The organism is Pseudomonas sp. B392_1p (genome assembly GCF_052245235.1).
Lineage (GTDB): Bacteria > Pseudomonadota > Gammaproteobacteria > Pseudomonadales > Pseudomonadaceae > Serpens > Serpens gallinarum.
In genome coordinates this window covers 91,959-110,862 of sequence record NZ_JBQPXM010000012.1, presented here as the reverse complement: position 1 = coordinate 110,862, position 18,904 = coordinate 91,959, and the positions used below count along the sequence as shown (strand labels likewise).

Here is an 18,904-nt window from a genome sequence, read left to right as displayed (position 1 = left end):
CGGCTCGGGATCAGGCCACTCGTACTCAGGCTCGGGGCGCGTAACCCGCAGCGGTTTCTCGCGCACCGGTTCAGCCTTGGGCTTTTTCGGCTGGCGCTGCGGTGCTTCACGGGCAGGCTTTTTCGGCGGCTCGGCAACCGGCTTGGCACGTTCCGTGGCGCGCGCGGGTTTATCCGCCGCCCCCTTGCGGCTTGGCTTATCGGCCGTCTCACCTTTACGGGCAGGTTTGCCAGCCGAGAGCGGATTTTCCGCCAGCTCGAAATCGATCTTGCGTTCATCCAGATCGACCCGCGCCACCAGCACCTTCACCGGATCACCCAGGCGGAAGCTGCGACCACTGCGCTCACCGGCCAGGCGCTGATGCAGCGGATCGAAGTGGTAGTAGTCGCCTGGCAGCGCGGTGACGTGCACCAGCCCCTCGACGTAGATGTCGGTGAGCTCGACGAAGAGGCCAAAGCCGGTCACGGCGGTGATCACACCAGGGAAGGTCTCGCCGACGCGCTCACGCATGAATTCGCACTTGAGCCAGTTGACCACATCACGGGTCGCCTCGTCGGCGCGCCGTTCGGTCATTGAGCACTGCACGCCCAGTTGCTCCAGCGCGGCTTCGTCGTAGGGATAAATGCGGGCTTTGACCACGGCACCAGCGCCGGCACGCACCACGTGGGGAGTGTCGCGCCTCGAGCGGATCACACTGCGAATGGCACGGTGCACCAGCAGATCCGGGTAGCGGCGAATCGGCGAAGTGAAGTGGGTATAAGCCTCATAGTTGAGGCCGAAATGACCAGCGTTCTCGGCGCTGTAGACCGCCTGGCTCAGTGAACGCAGCATCATGGTCTGGATCAGCTGGAAATCCGGCCGGTCATGCACCGCCTCGAGCAAGCGCAGATAATCCTTGGGCGTCGGATCGCCCTTGCCACGATAGAGCGTCAGGCCCAGCTCGCCCAAGAAGCCTTTGAGCTTCTCGAGTTTTTCTGGGGGCGGCGTGTCGTGCACGCGGTACAGCGCGGGGACTTCGTGCTTGAGCAGGAAGGCGGCAGTGGCCACGTTGGCGCACAGCATGCATTCCTCGATCAGGCGGTGTGCATCGTTGCGCTGAGTCGGACGGATCTCGACGATCTTGCGGTCCGCGCCGAAGACAATGCGCGTTTCCTGGGTTTCGAAGTCGATTGCACCCCGCACGTTGCGTGCCTTGAGCAATACCTGAAACAGCTTATGCAACTGCTGCAGGTGTGGCACCACCTCGGGAATCTGCTGGCGCAGCTGCACGGCCTCAGCGCTGTCCGGCTGCTCCAGCAAGGCACTGACCTTGTCATAGGTCAGGCGGGCATGGGAGTTGATCACACCCTCGCAGAACTGGTAATCCGTCATCTTGCCGGTGCGTGACAGCTCAATCATGCAGACCATCGCCAGACGGTCGACATTCGGATTGAGCGAGCACAACCCGTTGGACAAGGCCTCCGGCAGCATCGGCACGACCTGCTCGGGAAAATACACTGAGTTGCCGCGCTGGCTGGCTTCTTCATCCAGTGCCGAGCCGACCTTTACATAGAAGGACACGTCGGCAATCGCCACATACAGACGCCAGCCGCCACCCTTTATCGGCTCAGCAAACACCGCATCATCGAAGTCGCGCGCATCTTCACCGTCGATGGTGACGAACGGCAAATGGCGTAAATCAACGCGCTTCTCTTTATCCTTCTCTGCCACGTCTGGCTTGAGTTTGCCGGCTTCTTTAACAACCTCGTCGGGCCAGACGTGGGGAATATCGTAGCTGCGCAGCGCCACTTCGATTTCCATGCCCGGCGCCATGTATTCGCCCAGCACCTCGACCACTTCGCCTTGCGCCTGGCGAAAGCCACTGGGCCACTGTTCAATGCGCACCTGGACGAACTGTCCATGCTGGGCCTGCCCTTGTTTGCCGGGCGGAATGAGGATTTCCTGCTGAATCTTCGGATTATCCGCCACCACGCAGGCGATGCCGCTCTCATCGAAGAAGCGGCCAACCAGCGTCTCGTGGGCGCGCTCGACGACTTCCGCCACAGCGCCCTCGCGACGTCCGCGCCGGTCAAAGCCAGCCACCCGTGCCAGCACCTTGTCGCCATCAAAGACCAGGCGCATCTGCGCTGGACTGAGAAACAGGTCGTCACTGCCGTCATCGGGGATCAGAAAACCGAAGCCGTCACGATGCCCACTGACGCGCCCGCGAATCAAATCCAGTTTATCCACCGGGGCATAAGCGCCACGCCGGGTGTAGACAAGCTGGCCGTCGCGCTCCATGGCGCGCAGACGGCGACGCAGCGCCTCGAGCTGCTCGTCGGTGGTCAGCCCGAACTCATCGACCAATTGCTCGCGGCTTGCCGGAGCGCCACGCTCATCCAGCCGTAGCAGAATCAGCTCACGGCTGGGAATGGGGTTATCGTATTTTTCCGCCTCGCGGGCGGCCTCGGGATCGAGGGATTGCCAATCGGCCATTAAGCGAAGTCACCTGTATATAAAAGGGGCAGGACCGCCCTGTTGCTATTGAAGCGCGAAATGCTGTCCGACGGCAGCCTTCCCTGAACAATTATTTTCACCATCAGGGGTTTACAAGCCAAATGCTCAACCGTATAGTTCGCGCCCACAACGTTGCAGAGACGTTGTAACACGGAAATAAGTAAGTATCATTGTTTCCCGTGCCCAGGTGGCGGAATTGGTAGACGCACTAGGTTCAGGTCCTAGCGGTGGCAACACCGTGGAAGTTCGAGTCTTCTCCTGGGCACCATTTTTCTGTAATCCATGTCGCAAGACCGGGATTTAGTAGCAACGAAGCCGCCGGCTTCGCACCGAGTGAAATCGGTAACCGGCGAACAAGTCGATGAGCGATCATCGCAATGTGCCCAGGTGGCGGAATTGGTAGACGCACTAGGTTCAGGTCCTAGCGGTGGCAACACCGTGGAAGTTCGAGTCTTCTCCTGGGCACCACTCTTCTAAAAAAACCGAGCTATCCAGCTCGGTTTTTTTTCGTCTGCATTTTGCCTTCGACAACATCAGCCTAGATATACAGCTCTTCGTGCCGCTGCCGATTACTTGTTAACGCAAACACAGTCGTTTGCCGCAGACTTTCGGACACTCCATGAACGCATTTATCAACTCTTCGCTGCGCAGTCTCGGCCTGCGCACGCTGAGCCATCAGTTTCTGTTTTCCTATGGCCTGATGTTCGTGCTGGCCCTGATCAGTACCGCCAGCCTCTACGCCAGCCTCTCGGTCTCGCCAGAAACCATCAACGTCGCGGGCGCTCAACGCATGCTGAGTCAGAAGATCAGCAAGGAAGCCCTCCTGCTGCAAACGGGGACCATCGAGCGCAGCCTTTTGCTGGCCACCATTGAGCAATTCGACAAAGCCCACCGCGACCTGCTGCACGGCAACCCGCAACGCGGCATCAGCCAAATACAAGTCCCCGCCATTCAGACCCAACTGCAGGCCGTTGGCGGTCACTGGCGAACCCTGCGCGATCAGGTACAGAACCTCAAGTCTGGCGATCAGCTTGACCTGCGACGCTTGCAACAGAACTCCGTGACCCTGATCAAGGAAATGAACGACGCGGTCACCCTGATGACCCGGCACGCAGAGAGCACTCAGCGCCAGCAACTGCAGATAGCCTTTGTCGCTGTGCTGGGCATCCTTTTACTGGTCGCCGGCGGGCATCAATTCGGCATGCAGCCGCTGATGCGCGAACTGCGCAACGTCGAGCAAAGCCTGCGCCGTGTCGCCGACGGCGACCTCACGCAACATCTGCATTCGAACTGGAAGGACAACGAGATTGGCCATATCGTCCATGCCTGCAATCGCATGTCCGAACAGGTCCGCGAATTGCTCGCCCGGGTCAAACTGACCAGCGAGAAAACCAATCAGCATGTTGAACACACCCTAAACAGCCTGCAGACGTCAGAACGCAGCGCTGCCAGTCAACACTCGGAGCTGGACCAGGTCGCCACGGCGATGAACGAGATGAGCGCCAGTGTCGCCGAAGTCGCCCGCCACGCCAGCGACGCCGCTAACGCCGCCCAGGCCGCCGAACGAAATACTGAACAAGGCCAGCAGGCAGTTGAGCGCAGCACCCAATTGCTCACGGCTTTGAATTCCCAGATGGAAGAAGCAGGCAAGCAGATGCAAGCCCTGGAAACTGAAAGCCTGGAGGTCGGCAAAGTCTTGGAAGTGATCAGCGGGATTGCCGAACAGACCAACTTGCTGGCATTGAATGCGGCCATCGAAGCGGCGCGAGCCGGCGAGGCCGGACGCGGCTTTGCCGTTGTCGCCGACGAAGTGCGCACCCTGGCCAGCCGCACCCAAGAGTCCACTGGCGAGATCGGCAGCATCATCACCCGCCTGCAGGACCGCGCACGCGACTCCCTGCAACACATGCAGCGCAATGCCGCCCAAACCAGCAGCAATCTGCAACAGAGCCGACAGGCCTCGCAACTGCTGGACACCATGGCGCAGGACATGGACGCGATCAATGGCCTGAATCTGCAGATTGCCTCCGCAGCCGAGCAACAGAACCTGGTCGCCCAGGACATCGATCAGCGCATCACCCAACTGACCGCACTGGCCAACCAGTCACACCGCGACAGCGAGGATGCGGTGCACAGCAGCCGGGAAATCCGTAACGGCATGGATAACCTCAATCAACTGCTCAATCGCTTCAGAACCTAAGCTCCACGCAGTATTCGCAGGCACAAAAAAACCGCCCTGAAGGGCGGTTTTTTCACATCAGCCAACGCTTAGGCGTAAGGATGACGCATCACGATGGTCTCGTTGCGGTCCGGGCCGGTGGAGACGATGTCGATCGGTGCGCCGACCAGCTCCTCAATGCGCTTGATGTAAGCACGAGCATTGGCTGGCAGGTCTTCCAGTCTCTGGGCACCAACGGTGGATTCGCTCCAGCCGGGCATTTCTTCGTAGACCGGCTGCAGCCCTTCGTAGCTGTCGGCCTCGGTCGGTGCATCGCTCAACAGCACGCCATTGGCGTCCTTGTAGGCCACACACAGCTTGACGGTTTCCAGGCCGTCGAGCACGTCCAACTTGGTCAGGCACATACCGGAAAGGCTGTTGATCTCGATGGCGCGACGCAGAATCACCGCATCGAACCAGCCACAACGACGTGCTCGGCCCGTAGTGGAGCCGAACTCATGGCCCTTGCTGGCCAGACGTGCACCGATGTCGTCGAACAGCTCGGTGGGGAACGGACCGGAACCGACACGGGTGGTGTAGGCCTTGGTGATACCGAGGATGTAATCCAGGTACAGCGGACCGAAACCGGAACCGGTGGCAGTGCCGCCCGCGGTGGTGCTGGAGCTGGTCACGTAAGGGTAAGTGCCGTGATCGATGTCCAGCAGCGAGCCTTGCGCGCCCTCGAACATGATGTAGGCACCCGCCTTGCGTAGCTCATGCAGTCGCGCGGTGACATCCGTCATCAGCGGCTTAAGGATGTCAGCGTAAGCCAGAGCTTCATCCAGAGTTTTCTGGAAGTCCACCGGCTCGACCTTGTAGAAATTCTGCAGGAGGAAGTTGTGGTACTCCAGCAGCTCCTTGAGCTTGCTGGCGAAACGCTCGGGGTTAAACAGATCGGCAATACGCAGGCCACGGCGCGCCACCTTGTCTTCGTAGGCCGGACCAATGCCACGACCGGTGGTGCCGATCTTGCCTTCCTGACGAGACGCTTCGCGCGCCTGATCGAGGGCCACGTGGTAAGGCAGGATCAGCGTGCAGGATGGGCTGATGCGCAAGCGCTCACGCACCGGCACGCCCTTCTCTTCCAGCTTGGTGATCTCGCGCATCAGCGCGTCAGGCGCGACAACCACACCGTTGCCGATCAGACACTGCACGTTGGCGCGCAGGATGCCCGAAGGGATCAGGTGCAGGACAGTTTTTTCGCCATCGATCACCAGCGTATGACCGGCATTGTGCCCGCCTTGAAAACGCACGACCGCTGCGGCCTGATCGGTCAGCAGGTCGACGATCTTGCCCTTGCCCTCATCACCCCACTGGGTGCCCAGGACGACGACGTTCTTACCCATAACACTTGTCCTCTTCGGAAGCTCGGTTGCCGGCGCCGCCGGCGGAAACACTTAGAAATTCAGGGCAACAACTTGCCATTGGCCATTAACCAACATCAGCTGGCGATCGCAATGGGCTTCTTGGGCAGCATCCGGCGTCTGCCCCGGCAGAGCATGGACGATACGCTCACCGTTACGTCGCAACTGCTGCACGGTGCGCCAAAGATAGAAATCATGGCTGTCCGGCGCCCAAATGCCAGCCGGGCAGGCACCATCATTCATCTCTCCCAGGCTCACCAATGATTTGAGGTCGGTGGAAAAACCGGTGGCCGGACGTGCACGGCCGAAATCGGCACCGATGTCGTCATACCGGCCACCTTGGGCGATGGAATGCCCGACACCCGGCACAAAGGCGGCGAACACCACTCCCGTGTGATAGTGATACCCCCGCAGCTCACCCAGGTCGAAATACAACGGCAGCTCCGGATAACGCATTTCTAGCTGGTCGGCGATGCCGATCAATTCGTCGAGTGCGGCCTGTACCGATGCTGGCGCCTCCACCAGGCGAGCGCGAGCCAGATCAAGCACTTCACGACCGCCACATAGCTCGCTCAGGGCACGCAGCATCTTGGCCAGCGGAACCGGCAACTCGGCGGTGAGCTCGGCGACCTCATCCACCGCCTTGCGCTGCAAGGCGTCGAACAATTTCTCTTCAGCGGCACCTGACAGCCCGGCAGCCACGGCCAGACCGCGATAGATGCCGACATGTCCCAGATCCATGTGCACGTTCGGCACCGCGGCCAGATCGAGCATGTCGAGCATCAGGCTGATGACTTCTACATCCGATGCTGGGCTGGCATCGCCGTACAGCTCGGCGCCCAGCTGGATCGGGCTGCGCGAGGTGCTCAGCGCTCGCGGTCGCGCATGCAGCACGCTGCCGGCGTAGCACAATCGGCTCGGGCCTTCGCGACGCAGGCTGTGGGCATCCATGCGGGCCACTTGCGGCGTGATATCGGCGCGAAAGCCCATCTGCCGACCGGTCTGCGGATCGGTCACTTTGAAGGTGCGCAGATCCAGATCCTGGCCTGCGCCAGTGAGCAGGGATTCGATGTATTCAATGTGTGGGGTCACGACGAATTCATAACCCCAGCGTTGAAACAGGTCGAGGACCTGACGACGGGCAGCCTCGATGCGCGCCGCTTCCGGCGGCAGTACTTCTTCGATGCCATCTGGCAGCAGCCAGCGATCTACCGTAGCCATTTCGCCTCTCCCCTGGGCAAACCTTAATGAAGCAAATACAGGAGGGCGGTGCCCAGCAGCATGCTGGCCAGCCCCATCAGTCGCAATTGACGGTCGTGCAGCTGTAAGAGCTGACTGAACGCCTCGCGCCATCGCTGCGGGCACACGAAAGGCAGGATGCCTTCCAGCACCAGCATTAGACACAAAGCGATGCCGATTTCTTGCCACATGATTCCGCAGACGCAAAAAAGCCGGGCTGTTCCCGGCCGGCGGATGATAACAATGTTTTAACAACCGGTCACCCGGCGAACACGTGTGCTCGCCGGGTGGTCAGTCAGCGGCTGCTGCTTCTCAGGTAGCGGAAGAAGTCACTATTGGGATCCAGCACCAACACGTCGCTCTTGTCCGCAAAACTGTCGCGGTACGCCTGCAAACTGCGGTGGAACGAGTAGAACTCCGGGTCCTTGGTGTACGCCGCAGCGTAGATGGCTGCCGCCTTGGCATCCCCGTCACCTCGGGTTTCTTCGGCTTCGCGATAGGCTTCGGCGAGCAGTACGCGGCGCTGGCGATCAGCGTCAGCACGAATCCCCTCGGCCAGCTCACGACCCTTGGCACGGTGTTCGCGCGCCTCGCGCTCACGCTCGGTGCTCATGCGCTCGAATACGCTGCGGTTCACCTCACGCGGCAGGTCAATGCCCTTGACCCGCACATCCAGCACCTCGATACCCAGCTCGCTACGCGCCATGCGATCCATCGAAGCGGTGATTTCGGCCATCAGCGCATCACGCTCGCCCGACACCACTTCATGCAAGGTACGTTTACCGAACTGGTCTCGCAGCCCGGAATCCAGACGGCGTGCCAGACGCTCGTCGGCGATCTGCTTGAGGCCTGAAGTCGCGGTATAGAACTGCTCGGCATCCGCCACACGCCATTTGGCGAAGGCATCAACCATCACCGCTTTCTTTTCCAGGGTCAGGAAGCGCGACGTGTTGCTGTCCAGGGTCAGCAGACGCGCATCGAACTTGCGCACCTTGTCGACCATGGGGATCTTCACATGCAAGCCCGGCTGCAGATCACCTTCGACCACCTTGCCGAAGCGCAACAGCACCGCCTTCTCGGTCTGCGACACGATAAAGAAACTATTCCAGGCGACCAGCGCCACGGCCACACCGACAATCAGGGCGGCCAGCGATTTATTGCTCATCAGCGGCTCTCCCTCGAACGCAGATCTCGCTGCTCCATTTCACGGACAATCCGTGCAGCGGTGTCGCTGCTGCTCGGCGTGGCGGCACCCTGCGCCGGCGCGGCGGCCGGAGCGCGACCCTGGACCATCTTGTCCAGCGGCAGATAGAGCAGGTTGTTCTGGCCGTTCTCACCGGTTACCAGCACCTTGCTGGTATTGGCAAAGACTTCCTGCAGCGTGTCCAGGTACAGGCGTTCGCGGGTCACTTCGGGCGCCTTGCGGTATTCCACCAGTAATTTGCTGAAGCGATCGGCCTCACCTTCGGCACGGGATACCACGGCATCACGGTAGCCGTTGGCTTCCTCGATGATGCGCTGGGCCTGGCCACGGGCTTCCGGGATCACGCCATTGGCGTAGGTCTCGGCCTGGTTCTTTTCACGCTGCTCGTCTTCGCGGGCGCGGATCACGTCATCGAAGGCTTCCTGCACTTCCTTAGGCGCGGCGGCGCTTTGCACGTTGACCTGGGTCACGGTGATGCCGGTGCCATAGTTGTCGAGGAAGCGCTGCAGGCGTTCACGGGTTTCCGTGGCCATCAGCTCACGGCCTTCGGTCAGCACCTGATCCATGTTGGTCGAGCCCACCACGTGGCGCAGGGCGCTGTCGGTGGCGTGCTGCAAGCTGACTTCCGGCTGGTCGACGTTGAGCACGAAGTCCTGCAGGTTGGTGATCTTGTATTGCACGGTCAGCGGCACCTCGACGATATTCTCGTCTTCGGTGAGCATCTGCCCCTGCTTGGAGTAGGCCCGCTCGCGGGTCACGTTCTCCTGGAACTTGCGGTCCATGGGCGGGAAGTACATGTTCAGGCCAGGCCCGACGGTTTCATAGTACTTGCCGAAGCGCAGCACCACGGCCTGCTCCTGCTCGTCCACCACATAAATCGCGCTGTATAGCCACATAGCGGCCAATACGGCAACGACAATGGCGATCAGGCCAATACCGCCCGCCTTGCCGGCGCCCGCGCCGGAACCATTGCCACCACTTTTCTTCTTGCCACCAAACATGCCGTTCAGGCTGTCCTGCAGCTTGCGGAAGGCCTCGTCCAGATCAGGCGGGCCTTTGCGATCTCCACCGCCGCCGCCCCCGCGGCGACCGCCCCAAGGATCCTGATTGTTCGAGTTGCCACCCGGCTCATTCCAAGCCATAGCGCTCTCCATCTGATAAAGCGAAGACGCGCCAACGGCGCGCCGATGAATGCTACCAATGCCACTACCTGGCGGCAAAGCCGCCGGCATGGGCTTTATTGCAAAGTGTGTTGCTCCAGAAACTCAGTAGGCCGCAATCCTGCGCGGCTGACCAGCCGATTCAGCTCGATGCGCGGCAGTCGCACGGACAAAACACAGTCGCCCTGCTCATCGTGCTCTTCGCTCTGCACCGCGCCCAGGTCGAAAAATTGCGCACGCAGACGCGCCAGGGTCTGCGGCAGACGCAAGGTGCCAACAAACAGGTCATCGCCGAGCAGTTCAGTAATCGCCTGGCCCAGCAACTCGAGACCACTGCCGTCGCGCGCCGACAACCAGACCCGCTGCGGCTTGCCTTCGGCATTGCGTTGAATCTGCGGCTCGACCCCGTCAAGCAGGTCGATCTTGTTGTAGATCTCAAGAATCGGCAACTCATCGGCGCCAATTTCACCCAGTACGGCCATGACCTGCTCGATCTGTGCGTCGCGTTCAGGCTCGAAGGCGTCGATCACGTGCAACAGCAGATCCGAGTTGCTGGACTCTTCCAGCGTGGCCCGAAAGGCCTCAACCAACTTGTGCGGCAAATGGCGAATGAAACCCACCGTATCCGCGAGAATCACCGGACCGATATCGTCCAGCTCCAACCGACGCAAGGTTGGGTCCAGCGTGGCGAACAGCTGGTCGGCGGCGTACACGTCGGATGTGGTCAGCGCATTGAACAGCGTTGATTTACCGGCGTTCGTATAGCCCACCAGCGATACCGCAGGGATCTCGGCACGACGACGCCCCCGACGTGCCAGCTCACGCTGACTGCGGACCTTTTCCAGGCGAGATTTGATTTGCCGGATACGTACACGCAGCAGGCGGCGGTCGGTTTCCAGCTGGGTTTCCCCTGGTCCGCGCAGACCGATACCGCCCTTCTGCCGCTCCAGGTGGGTCCAGCCGCGCACCAGCCGCGTACTCATGTGTTCGAGTTGAGCCAGTTCGACCTGCAGTTTGCCTTCGTGGGTACGGGCGCGCTGGGCGAAAATATCCAGAATCAGGCCAGTGCGATCCAGTACCCGGCACTCGAACTCCCGCTCCAGGTTGCGCTCCTGGCTCGGGGTGAGGGTGTGATTGAAGATGACCAGTTCGACTTCATGGGCGGCAACCAGGTCGCGAATTTCTTCGACCTTGCCGCTACCGATCAGAAACTTCGCGCTGGGCTGATGCCGTGACACGTTGATGAAAGCCACCGTGTCTGCACCAGCCGAACGCGTCAGCTCCTGGAATTCTTGCGGGTCTTCACGCGCTTCGGGGTCTTGGCCATCCAAGTGAACCAGAATGGCCCGTTCTCCGCCATCAGGGCGTTCGAAGAGCAAGACTACCCCCTACTCAGGCATTGCCCGGTTCGGCCGATTCGGACTCGCCAGCGGTGGGCAAGCGCACCGGACGACTCGGCACAACAGTGGAAATGGCGTGTTTATAAACCATTTGGCTGACAGTATTTTTCAGCAAAATTACAAACTGGTCGAAGGACTCGATCTGGCCCTGCAGTTTGATGCCGTTGACCAGATAGATGGAAACCGGAACGCGCTCCTTACGTAGCGTATTGAGGTAAGGGTCTTGTAGCGAGTGCCCTTTTGACATGTGCCTAACTCCTATCGAACAAAAGTATAAAAAAGATGCCATCCACCCAAGAATAGACAGCAGAAATGAAGGTCAGGCCAATATGGAGCCCGTCTCCAGGCATTTCAAGGCGCGCAACAAATTGTCACGTGCCTGGCTGTCCAGCCACTGCAGATTATTCCAGCTGCGCAACCAGGTGGTTTGCCGCTTGGCCAATTGTCGCGTGGCAATAATGCCGCGCTCGACCATTTGCGCTCGCGTCAGCTCGCCTTGAAGGTAAGCCCAAACCTGGCGATAACCTACCGAACGTATAGATGGCAACCCGGTGTGCAAGTCATCTCGCTGGAACAGGGCTTCGACCTCTTCGATAAAGCCTTGTTCCAGCATGACGTGAAAACGCTGGGCAATACGTTCATGCAGGATATGGCGCTGGGCCGGTGCAATGGCGAATTGCGCGACAGTATAAGGGAATCCACTGCGTGCATCCGCGCCCGGAGCATTTTTTTCTGCCTGCAAACGCCGATGCTCACTCATGCTCTGGCCACTGAGCAGATAAACCTCCAGGGCGCGCACCAATCGCTGCGGATCATTGGGATGAATTCGCGCTGCCGACTGCGGATCGAACTCGGCGAGCTGCGCATGCAGGGACGCCCAGCCTTCTCTTTCCCCCCGCGCCTCCAGCTCCGCGCGTAGTGCCGGATCGGCGCTGGGCATGTCAGCCAACCCTTCCAGCAGGGTCTTGTAATACAGCATGGTGCCGCCAACCAGCAGGGGAATTCGGCCGCGCGCGGTGATCTCCGCCATGGCGGCCAGCGCATCGGCGCGAAATTCGGCCGCCGAATAGCTTTCTGCCGGATCACGGATATCGATCAGCCGATGGGGAAATTGCGCCAGCAGCTCGGGCGACGGTTTTGCCGTGCCGATATCCATGCCGCGATAAATCAATGCCGAATCGACACTGATCAGGTCGCAGGGCAATGCCTGCGCCAACTCGAGCGCCAGGTCGGTCTTGCCGGCAGCGGTCGGGCCCATGAGGAAGATGGCGGGAGGCAGGGCGGACATGGGCATGGCTCAAATAAAGGCTGGATGGTTTCAGGCGGCACTCGCCAGGCTGCAAGCCGAACGGCACGGAGCTGCGCGCTCGTCAGCTCCGGGTTCTGCAGGCAATCGTCGGTCAGCGCCCGCGCATAAACAACTTGTCGAGATCGTCCATGCCCAGCTGCGTCCAGGTCGGTCGGCCATGGTTGCATTGGCCGCTGCGCTCGGTGTTTTCCATGTCGCGCAGCAGGGCGTTCATTTCCGGCAAGGTCAGGCGCCGGTTGGCACGCACCGCACCGTGGCAGGCCATGGTCGCCAACAATTCGTTGAGGTGCGCCTGGATGCGGTCGCTGCTGCCATATTCCAGCAAATCCGCGAGCACATCCTGCACCAGCCGGGTGGCCTGGGCCTGCTTGAGCAAGGCCGGAATCTGCCTGACCGCCAGGCTTTCTGGGCCCAGGCGCTGCAGCTCGAAGCCCAGACGCTGGAACCATTCTTGGTGCTCCTCGGCGCAATCCGCCTCGCGCTGACTGACCGCCAGGGACTCGGGCACCAGCAGCGGCTGCCCACGCAGGCCTTCACTAACCATGGCGATTTTCAAACGCTCGTAGGTGATCCGCTCATGGGCCGCATGCATGTCCACCAGCACCAGGCCCTGCGCGTTCTCGGCGAGGATGAATACGCCCTTGAGCTGCGCCAGGGCATAGCCCAGCGGGGGAATATCATCCGCCGCCTGCGGCATGCTGTGCTCAGTCGCCTGGGCCAGGGGCGCGAAATATTCGCGATAGGCCCCTTGAAGCTCGGCAACTGGTGTGGCTTGTGCCGGGCGCGGCGAATACGCGCCACCCTGATAACCGGCGCCCTGCGGCGGGCTCCAGCCCGGCTCGCTGGCGGTGCGCTCCAGCAAACTGGCAGCCAGACCCATCTCGCCCTGCGGGCCGAACTCGCCCGCCTCGATACCCGTTGCACGCACCATGGGGGCAACCGCCGCCGGTGCAGCCAACTGGTCCTCCGGGCGCACCTCGCCCAGCGCCCGGTGCAGGGTGCCATAGAGGAAGTCGTGGATCATGCGGCTGTCGCGAAACCGCACCTCATGCTTGGTCGGGTGCACGTTGACATCGACCACCGTCGGATCAACGTCCAGAAACAGCACGAAGGTTGGATGCCGGCCATTGAACAGCACGTCGCGATACGCCTGACGCACTGCGTGGGCCACCAGCTTGTCGCGCACCATGCGGCCGTTGACATAGAAATACTGCAGGTCCGCCTGACTGCGGGAGAACGTCGGCAACCCGACCCAGCCCCACAGGCGCACGCCGTTGCGCTCGATCTCGATGGGCAGCGCCTGCTCGAGAAACGCCGAACCGCAGACCGCCGCGACACGTCGCGCGCGGGTATGTTCGTCGCGCGCCTCATGCAGGGCCAGCACGCTCTTGCCGTTGTGGCGCAAGTGGAAAGCCACCTCGAAGCGCGCCAGCGCCAGGCGCTTGATGACTTCCTGCAGATGGTCAAATTCGGTCTTCTCGGCGCGCAGGAACTTGCGCCGCGCCGGGGTATTGAAGAACAGGTCGCGCACTTCCACGGTGGTGCCCACCGGATGCGCGGCGGGTTGCACACGGGCTTCCATGTCGCGGCCCTCGGTCTCTACCTGCCAGGCCTCGCTAGCCTCGACGGTGCGCGAGGTCAGGGTCAGGCGCGCCACCGAGCTGATCGAAGCCAATGCCTCGCCGCGAAAACCCAGGCTCATCACCTGCTCGAGGTCTTCCAGCGCGCGAATCTTGCTGGTGGCATGGCGGGCCAGCGCAAGTGGCAGATCATCGGCGGGTATTCCCCGCCCGTCATCGCGCACGCGCAGCAACTTGACGCCGCCTTGCTCGATCTCTACATCGATTCGCCGGGCACCGGCGTCCAGGCTGTTTTCCAGCAATTCTTTGATTACTGAGGCCGGCCGTTCGACCACTTCGCCCGCGGCAATCTGGTTGGCCAGCCGCGGACTGAGCAGTTGGATACGGTGCACATCACTCATGGTTGAATCGCCAATGTGGTGGCTGGAATGGACAGGGTCTGGCCGACCTTAATGGTGTCGCCCCTGAGGCGGTTGGCACTGCGCAGACTGGCCAGGCTGACGCCGTACTGCTGGGAGATCTTCAGCAGGTTTTCCCCGGCACTGACCACATGGGTACGTGGCCCTTGCGCGATCTGCGCCAATTGCGTGGACTGCTTGGAGTCACGCAACCAGGCCAGGTAGGTGCCCGGCGGCGGGCTTTGCTGGAAAAACTGCCGCACGCCGCTGTGAATCGAACTGGCCAGCGCCTGCTGATGCCGTTTGCTTTGCAATTTGCTGGCTTCGGCAGGGTTGGTGATGAAACCGGTTTCCACCAGAATCGAGGGTATGTCCGGTGATTTCAGCACCATGAAACCAGCCTGTTCAACGCGCTTCTTGTGCAGCGAGGTAATACGCCCCATGTGGCCCAGCACCTTCTGGCCGACATCCAGGCTGGAAGACAACGTGGCGGTCATCGACAAATCCAGCAGCACACCGGCGAGCATCGGGTTCTTGTCATCCAGACTGACGCCGCCATCCCCGCCGATCAAGTCGGAACGGTTTTCACTGTCCGCCAGCCAGCGCGCCGTTTCCGATGTGGCGCCGCGATCCGACAGGGCGAATACCGAGGCGCCGAATGCGGCGGTGCGCGGCGCCGCATCGGCATGAATGGAGATGAACAGATCGGCCCCCATCTTGCGGGCGATCTCGGTGCGCTTGCGCAGGGGGATAAAGTAATCGCCGGTGCGCACCAGCTGCGCCTTGTAGCCTTTCTCGGCATTGATCAAGCGCTGCAACTCCTTGGAGATGGCCAGCACCACGTCCTTTTCCTTGAGACCCTTGGGGCCGAGCGCGCCGGGGTCTTCGCCGCCATGACCGGCATCGATGGCTATCAGCACATCGCGTTTGGCACTGGTAACCGGCGGCAACGTCAGCACGGGCTGGGCGGGTGCGGTCGCCTGCGTGGCCGGCACGGGTGGCGCCGCGCCCTTGTCATACAGGTCAACCACCAAGCGATGGCCGTACTGCTGGTTGGGCGGCAGGCTGAAGCTCTTCGCGCTGACCGCGGCGCCCAGGTCGATGACCATGCGCAGCTCATTGGCCGAGCGCTGCGCCGAACGCAGGGCCGTGATCGGGGTATTGTCGAAGGAGAGCTGCTCCAGCGGCGTCGTCATCTGCGCGCCCTGCACATCGATCACCAGGCGTTCCGGGGCGGTCAGGGTGAACATATTGTGCTTCACCGGGCCAGTCAGGTCGAAGACCAGGCGGGTATTGTCTGGTGCCCGCCACAGCCTCACGCTGCGTACATCGGCTGCCGCGAGCACGTCAGCGACCATGGACATCAGCAGCACCAGCACGCCGGCAAGCATAGTGGGCACGCGCATAAAAATTCCCATTCGGTTCATGCGGGCAACGCCAGTGCCATACACCAGGCTTCGCCGCGCGGGCTCTGCGCACGCAGCCGTAGCCTGCGACCGCCGTCATGGGCGTCAATGGTAATGTCCAGGTCAGCCTTTGGCAAAACACCGGCGCCCCGTTGCGGCCATTCCACCAGGCACAAGGCGTCGCCGGCGAAATAGTCGCGAATGCCGAGAAACTCCAGCTCCTCCGGATCGGCCAGGCGATACAGATCGAAGTGATACACCCAACGCTCGCCCAGCTCATAGGGCTCGACCAGGGTAAATGTTGGGCTCTTGACCGCGCCCTGATGACCCAGGCCACGCACGATGCCGCGTGACAGCGTGGTCTTGCCGGTACCCAGGTCGCCGTGCAGGTAGATCACCCCGCACCCTTCGCTGACCTCAGCCAGCCGCGCCCCGACGGCATACATGGCCTCCTCATCGGCGGCGAACAGGCTTATTTCAGACATGGTGCATGTTCCTCCAACAATTCACGGACAACGTCGATCAGATCACTGGCCAGCAACCCGCGCCCCAGCGCGCCCACGCGTTCGCCGGCCCGCGCATGCAGCCAGACGCCCAGACAGGCTGCCTCGAAAGCGTCCAAGCCCTGGGCGCACAACGCACCCAGCAAACCGGCGAGCACATCACCCAACCCGGCGCTGGCCATCGCCGGATGGCCGTGATCGCACAACCGCAGCCGCCCGCCCGGGGCCGCCACCAGGCTGCCAGCGCCCTTGAGTACCACCACCGCATTGAAACGTTGCGCCAGCGCCAGGGCCGCACCACGCCGGTCGGCCTGCACAGCCGCCGTATCCGTGTCCAGCAAGCGCGCTGCCTCGCCCGGATGCGGGGTAATAAGCGCAGCGGTTGGCAATTGGACCACGCCCGCCGCCAGCAGATTCAGCGCATCGGCATCCCAGACTTGCGGCCTGTCACTCGCCGCGACCGCCGACAGCAGGCTACGACCCCAGGCGCCCTGGCCAAGGCCTGGGCCCACCACCAGATGACTGGCGCCTTCGATCAAGGGCAGCAGCTGATTGGCCGACGCCAACCCACGGCTCATCACCTCCGGGCAACGGGTTTGCGCAGCGCTCAAGTGCTCCGTGCGGGTGCCCAGGGACACCAACCCGGCGCCGCCGCGCAACGCCATTTCGCTGGCCAGCAAGGCCGCACCGCCCATGCCGCGTTCACCACCGATCACCAGCAGATGGCCGAACTGCCCCTTGTGGGCGGTGCGCGCTCGCGGTGCCAAGCGGGGCGTGGTGATGCTGGTCAGCCGTTGCGCCAGCATCGGCCCTTGTGCCTGCCGGTGAACCTGAGCGCCCCGCTCTTCATCCAGCAGATCGGCAAAGATCAGTTCGCCGACCAGATCCGGGCCATTGCCCGTGAACAGGCCGAACTTGAGCGCGATAAAGGTCACGCTCAGTTCGGCACGGATCGCCACGCCCAACTCTCGGCCCGTGTCGGCGCACAGGCCGGAGGGGATATCCACCGCCAGGATCGGCAATCCGCTGGCATTGGCCTGGTCGATGGCTTGCGCATACGGCTCGCGCACCGCACCGCTCAAGCCAATGCCCAGCAGAGCATCCACCAGGACGCCGTCCAGCGGCGCGGTAGAGCCCCAGGGCTGGATGTTCACACCGGCCGCACGTGCCTCGGCGTGGGCTTGCGCCGCATCGCCCTGCAACTGCTGGGGATCGTCCACCGCCAGCACGCATACCGACCAGCCGGCGCGGGCCGCCAGAGTCGCGATCAGGTAACCATCGCCGGCGTTGTTGCCGCGTCCGGCCAGCACCGTGACGCTTCCCGCCTGTGGCCAGCGCTGGCGCAGCGCCCGCCAGGCGGCGTGGGCAGCACGTTGCATCAGCTCGAAACCGGGCGTGCCGGCAGCAACCAGCCGAGCGTCGAGGTCACGCACCTGGGCGGCTGAATACAGGTCGGTGGGCAGATCGTCGCGTGAATACACCATGGCTATCTCCGTTGTCTGGCAGAATTATACGCACCTAACCTGCGGTTTCCGTTTGCCATGTCTGTTACAACGCTTGATCTCGACCAACTGGCCCATGCCATCAAGGACTGGGGACGCGAACTCGGCTTCCAGCAAGTGGGCATCGCCGGGGTCGAACTGGGCGAGCACGAAGCCCATCTACAGCGCTGGCTGGAGGCTGGCCTGCACGGCGAGATGGACTATATGGCGGCCCACGGACACAAGCGTTCACGCCCGCACGAACTGGTGCCCGGCACCCTGCGCGTGGTGTCGGTACGCATGGATTACCTGCCTGGCGACACGCAGATGGCCCAGCGCCTGCAGGAGGCGGACAAGGCCTATGTATCGCGCTACGCCCTGGGCCGCGACTATCACAAGCTAATTCGTAAGCGCCTGCAGCAATTGGCCGAGCGCATCCAGGCGCAGGTCGGTCCGTTCGGCTATCGCGCCTTCGTCGACAGCGCACCGGTGCTGGAAAAGGCCCTGGCTAACCAGGCCGGGCTGGGCTGGATCGGCAAGAATACGCTGCTGCTGAACAAGCAGGCCGGTAGCTGGTTCTTTCTCGGCGAGCTGTTTGTCGACCTGCCGTTGCCGGTGGACACGCCTCACACCAAGCACCACTGCGGCTCGTGCCAGGCCTGCCTGGATATCTGCCCGACTGCTGCCTTCGTCGGCCCGCAACTGCTGGATGCGCGACGCTGCATTTCCTACCTGACCATCGAGCTCAAAGGCTCGATTCCTGAAGAGCTGCGCAGCCTGATCGGTAACCGGGTATTCGGCTGCGACGATTGCCAGCTGGTTTGCCCCTGGAACCGCTTCGCCAAGCCCACTGCCGAAGGCGATTTCCAGCCGCGCCACGGCCTGGACAACACAGAACTGGCAACGCTGTTTCGCTGGACGGAAGAGGAGTTTTTAAGCCGCACCGAAGGCTCGCCGCTGCGCCGCGCCGGCTACGAACGCTGGCTGCGCAACCTGGCAGTCGGATTGGGCAACGCGCCGACGACGATTGCGGTGCTCGAAGCACTGCAGCTGCGCCGCGAGCATCCCTCGGAACTGGTGCGCGAACACGTGGCCTGGGCGCTGGCGCAGCATCAGCCTGACGGTGCCTTGTAGGAGCCAGCTTGC

Annotated in this window: 14 protein-coding genes, 2 tRNA genes and 1 pseudogene; 4 read left to right on the top strand and 13 right to left on the bottom strand. The window is 62.1% G+C overall.

Features of this window, described 5'->3' with window-relative positions:
* Positions 1–84: 84 nt before the first annotated feature.
* A pseudogene (rnr, locus tag ACTV8E_RS16685) lies at positions 85–2,475 on the bottom strand (ribonuclease R); the annotation flags it as partial.
* A gap of 202 nt (positions 2,476–2,677) precedes the next feature.
* On the opposite strand from rnr, the gene ACTV8E_RS16680 reads away from it, so the two are divergent.
* The 3 genes from ACTV8E_RS16680 to ACTV8E_RS16670 all read left to right on the top strand — a co-directional run bounded on the left by ACTV8E_RS16680 (position 2,678) and on the right by ACTV8E_RS16670 (position 4,696).
* A tRNA-Leu gene (locus tag ACTV8E_RS16680) sits at positions 2,678–2,764 on the top strand.
* A gap of 113 nt (positions 2,765–2,877) precedes the next feature.
* Positions 2,878–2,964: transfer RNA gene (locus ACTV8E_RS16675), tRNA-Leu, on the top strand.
* Positions 2,965–3,115: 151 nt separating this feature from the next.
* Positions 3,116–4,696 carry a methyl-accepting chemotaxis protein gene (locus ACTV8E_RS16670; protein WP_443200236.1) on the top strand — a complete coding sequence of 527 codons (1,581 nt, stop codon included), beginning with the start codon at positions 3,116–3,118 and terminating at the stop codon, positions 4,694–4,696.
* A 68-nt stretch (positions 4,697–4,764) separates the two neighbouring features.
* Here the strand turns inward: ACTV8E_RS16670 and ACTV8E_RS16665 are convergent, their stop codons facing one another.
* From ACTV8E_RS16665 to ACTV8E_RS16610, 12 genes are all read right to left on the bottom strand, one after another.
* Positions 4,765–6,060: an adenylosuccinate synthase gene (locus ACTV8E_RS16665; protein ID WP_251837461.1), complete on the bottom strand. Its 1,296-nt coding sequence runs from the start codon at positions 6,058–6,060 to the stop codon at positions 4,765–4,767.
* A 51-nt stretch (positions 6,061–6,111) separates the two neighbouring features.
* A complete protein-coding gene (locus ACTV8E_RS16660) occupies positions 6,112–7,299 on the bottom strand; it encodes an ATP phosphoribosyltransferase regulatory subunit (protein ID WP_443200235.1) in 1,188 nt (395 codons plus the stop codon).
* 23 nt (positions 7,300–7,322) lie between these two features.
* Positions 7,323–7,508 carry a DUF2065 domain-containing protein gene (locus ACTV8E_RS16655; RefSeq protein ID WP_251837459.1) on the bottom strand — a complete coding sequence of 62 codons (186 nt, stop codon included), beginning with the start codon at positions 7,506–7,508 and terminating at the stop codon, positions 7,323–7,325.
* 104 nt (positions 7,509–7,612) lie between these two features.
* On the bottom strand, positions 7,613–8,482 hold the full coding sequence (gene hflC / locus ACTV8E_RS16650) for a protease modulator HflC (protein WP_251837458.1): 870 nt from the start codon (positions 8,480–8,482) through the stop codon (positions 7,613–7,615).
* Entirely contained in the window at positions 8,482–9,663 is a 1,182-nt protein-coding gene (hflK, locus tag ACTV8E_RS16645) for an FtsH protease activity modulator HflK (RefSeq protein WP_273538050.1), read from the bottom strand. Before hflK ends, hflC begins: the two co-directional genes overlap by 1 nt.
* 95 nt (positions 9,664–9,758) lie before the next feature.
* Positions 9,759–11,060 carry a ribosome rescue GTPase HflX gene (hflX, locus tag ACTV8E_RS16640; RefSeq protein ID WP_251837456.1) on the bottom strand — a complete coding sequence of 434 codons (1,302 nt, stop codon included), beginning with the start codon at positions 11,058–11,060 and terminating at the stop codon, positions 9,759–9,761.
* A gap of 13 nt (positions 11,061–11,073) precedes the next feature.
* Complete coding sequence (hfq, locus tag ACTV8E_RS16635) at positions 11,074–11,328, bottom strand: RNA chaperone Hfq (protein ID WP_251837455.1); 255 nt, start codon at positions 11,326–11,328, stop codon at positions 11,074–11,076.
* Positions 11,329–11,400: 72 nt separating this feature from the next.
* Entirely contained in the window at positions 11,401–12,369 is a 969-nt protein-coding gene (gene miaA, locus ACTV8E_RS16630) for a tRNA (adenosine(37)-N6)-dimethylallyltransferase MiaA (RefSeq protein ID WP_443200234.1), read from the bottom strand.
* A gap of 112 nt (positions 12,370–12,481) precedes the next feature.
* Complete coding sequence (gene mutL, locus ACTV8E_RS16625) at positions 12,482–14,371, bottom strand: DNA mismatch repair endonuclease MutL (protein WP_443200233.1); 1,890 nt, start codon at positions 14,369–14,371, stop codon at positions 12,482–12,484.
* Positions 14,368–15,774: an N-acetylmuramoyl-L-alanine amidase gene (locus ACTV8E_RS16620; protein ID WP_286010377.1), complete on the bottom strand. Its 1,407-nt coding sequence runs from the start codon at positions 15,772–15,774 to the stop codon at positions 14,368–14,370. Before ACTV8E_RS16620 ends, mutL begins: the two co-directional genes overlap by 4 nt.
* Positions 15,775–15,791: 17 nt before the next feature.
* Positions 15,792–16,259: a tRNA (adenosine(37)-N6)-threonylcarbamoyltransferase complex ATPase subunit type 1 TsaE gene (gene tsaE, locus ACTV8E_RS16615; protein ID WP_443200232.1), complete on the bottom strand. Its 468-nt coding sequence runs from the start codon at positions 16,257–16,259 to the stop codon at positions 15,792–15,794.
* On the bottom strand, positions 16,247–17,761 hold the full coding sequence (locus ACTV8E_RS16610) for an NAD(P)H-hydrate dehydratase (protein WP_443200231.1): 1,515 nt from the start codon (positions 17,759–17,761) through the stop codon (positions 16,247–16,249). Before ACTV8E_RS16610 ends, tsaE begins: the two co-directional genes overlap by 13 nt.
* 57 nt (positions 17,762–17,818) lie before the next feature.
* Here ACTV8E_RS16610 and queG point away from each other — a divergent pair, with 57 nt between their 5' ends.
* Positions 17,819–18,892, top strand: a complete 1,074-nt coding sequence (queG, locus tag ACTV8E_RS16605) for a tRNA epoxyqueuosine(34) reductase QueG (protein WP_443200230.1) — start codon at positions 17,819–17,821, stop codon at positions 18,890–18,892.
* The last annotated feature ends 12 nt before the right edge of the window (positions 18,893–18,904 follow it).